The following is a 2,730-nucleotide window of genomic DNA, read 5'->3' on the forward strand; positions in this document are numbered from 1 at the left end:
CCTCGCCGTAAGCATGGCAGCAGCTTTGTCGCCGGACAGGCGCAGTATGCCGACGTGAATGGTGACGGCAAAGCCGACCTGATCATGCAGGGCAACGACAACAGCTTCTATCTATCTCTTTCCACCGGCACCGGCTTTGCCGCACCGATTCTTGCGGCCAAGCATGGAGGCAGCTTTGTTGCCGGGCAAGCGCAGTATCGGGATGTTAATGGCGACGGCAAATCCGATTTGATCATGGAGGGCAGCGACAATCTGTTCTGGGTGTCGCAGTCAACCGGCAGTGGCTTTGATGGCGCCAATTTCGCAATGAAGCATGGAGCGAGCTTCGTTCGCGGCCAAGCACAGTATGGTGACATGAATGGTGATGGCAAAGCCGATCTGATCTTCCAGACCACCGACAACATCTTTTACGTCTCCACCGCGGACGCGGCAACGCCGGGCCTGAAGCCGGCAACGCAGGTTCTCCAGCAGTCCGGTACGTTTGCGCGAGGGCAAGTGCGCTATGCTGATGTGAATGGCGATGGTAAAGCCGATGTCGTCTACCAGGACAACAGCAATCGGTTCTGGCTGTCGCTGTCTGACGGCAGCGCGTTCAGCAGTTTCACCCCTGCGTCGCAACAGACCGGAAGCTTTGCGGCAGGCCAAGCGCAATACGCCGACGTGAATGGTGACGGCAAGGCGGACCTGATTTTCCAAGGCAATGACAACAGCTTCAAGCTGTCGCTGGCGAACGGAAGCGGCTTCGATGCATCGGTAACGGTAGCGCAGCAAAGTGGCAGCTTTGCCGAAGGACAAGCGCAATATGCCGATGTAAACGGGGATGGAAAATTTGACCTGATCTTCCAGGCGCGGAATACAGTTTCAAGTTGTCGCTGTCGAATGGAAGTGGGTTCGATGCCCCGGTATCAGTGCTGCAACAGGGCGGCAACTTTATCCGCGGGCAGGCACAATATGCCGATGTAAATGGGGATGGTAGGGCTGACCTGATCTTTCAGGGGAATGACAATAGCTTCAAGCTGTCGCTGTCGAATGGAAGTGGGTTTGATACGCCAGTATCCGTCCTGCAGGAAGGGGGTAGCTTCGTTCGTGGACAGGCGCAGTATGCCGACATGAATGGTGATGGCAAAGCTGATCTGATCTTTCAGGGTAATGACAACACCTTCAACGTTGCTTTGTCCACGGGTACCGGCTTCGCAAGCCCGTTCGTTGCCATGGCGCACGGCGGCGGCACGACGTTCGTCGAAGGTCAGGCTCGCTATGCCGACGTGAATGCAGACGGCCGAGCCGATCTGATTTTCCAGGATAACGACAACACCTTCTGGGTTTCCGTATCCGATGGAGCGTCCTTCGCAGGAATGACCAAGACCTTTGCCGCGCTGGATCACGGGGGTAGCTTCGTGCTTGGGCAAGCCGGTTTTGCCGATTTCAATGGAGATGGACGTAGCGACTTGATGTTCCAGAGCACCGACAACCGGTTCTGGCTGTCGTCAGGCTATGCTTGAAAACAGAGTCCCATTCCATTCAGGAGGAAGCCACTTCGGCCAGACGCCAAGATAGCGCCTCGCTGCCCGTTGTCCGTCAAAGGGTGGGAAAGCGGACAGTCGGGCAGCGTGGCTCCGTGACAAGCGGTCCTGCGTTCGTTCATAACCCTCCCCCGTCATGTGCCAGCCTCGGGGGCTGGCGCCGGCTGGAGAGGGAGATGGCGTGCCGCGACATCGTTTGTTGCCCGACACGGAGTTACGGCAGCTTCTTGGTATTCCCGCGGATCGGGATGCTTTGGCGCGTCGCTTCACGCTCACCCCGTCGGATCAGGATCTCGTTCTGACACGGCGGGGCGCGGCCAACCGGCTGGGCTTTGCCGTGCAACTGGCGCTGCTTCGGCATTCCGGCCGCGCGCTTGCCCAGATCGAGGAACCGCTCGACGCTCTGGTCGCCTGGATCGCCACCCAGATCCATGTGCCGGCGCACCTGTTCACCGATTATGCGCGCCGACCCCAGACGATGACCGATCATGCCCGGCAACTGGCCGCCATGCTCGGGTTGCGGCCATCGACCAATCTCGATCTTCCCTTCATGATCGAAGCGGCCGCCCAGGCCGCCTGGACCACGAACAGGCCGGAACCGATCGTCACAGCCATCGTCTCCACCCTCCGCTCCCAAAACTTCATCCTGCCGGCATTGCCGGTGATCGAGCGCACCGGCGCCGCTGGGCGCGCCCGTGCCCGCAAGCGGGCGGTGGATGCTCTGCTTGCCGGCCTCACTGACGAGCAACTGGCCGAACTCGACCGTCTGCCGGTGGTCGATCCTGACCTCGGCGGAACTCCTCTCGCCTGGTTGAAGACGATGCCGAGCGCACCAAAGGCCGGGCACGTCCGCGACCTGCTCAGCAAGCTTCAGGCCGTCCGTGCCGTCGGGATCCCGTCCGACCTCGCGTCGCGCCTTCCCGAAATCCGGTTCCGCCAGTTCGTCCGGGAGGGACAAGCGTCGCCCGCCTATCTGCTCGGCCGCTACACTGCCCATCGGCGGCGCGCGACCCTGGTCGCCGTGCTGTTCGACCTGGAATCCCGGCTGACCGATGCTGTGCTCGACATGGCCGACCGGCTGATCGGCGGGGCCTTCACGCGGGGCAAGCATGCCAAGGAGAAGACCTACGCCGCCACGACGCGCGATGTCGGCCGCCTGATGCGGCTGTTCCACGACACGATCGAGGCGCTCGTCGCGGCCCAGGAC

Annotated in this window: 3 protein-coding genes; all 3 read left to right on the forward strand. The window is 61.1% G+C overall.

Annotated features, from left to right (window positions below; all coding sequences use genetic code 11):
• Nucleotides 1–963 (forward strand): VCBS repeat-containing protein (locus I71_RS13250; protein ID WP_042695329.1); only part of this gene is annotated, 963 nt, incomplete at its 5' end.
• Nucleotides 909–1,502, forward strand: a complete 594-nt coding sequence (locus I71_RS35925) for a VCBS repeat-containing protein (RefSeq protein WP_159107379.1) — start codon at nt 909–911, stop codon at nt 1,500–1,502. The genes I71_RS13250 and I71_RS35925, both read left to right, overlap by 55 nt.
• 157 nt (nt 1,503–1,659) lie before the next feature.
• A partial coding sequence (locus tag I71_RS13260; RefSeq protein ID WP_148294230.1) for a DUF4158 domain-containing protein occupies nt 1,660–2,730 on the forward strand: 1,071 nt, incomplete at its 3' end.

The sequence above is a fragment of the Azospirillum sp. B506 genome (genome assembly GCF_000333595.1).
Taxonomy (GTDB): Bacteria; Pseudomonadota; Alphaproteobacteria; order Azospirillales; family Azospirillaceae; genus Azospirillum.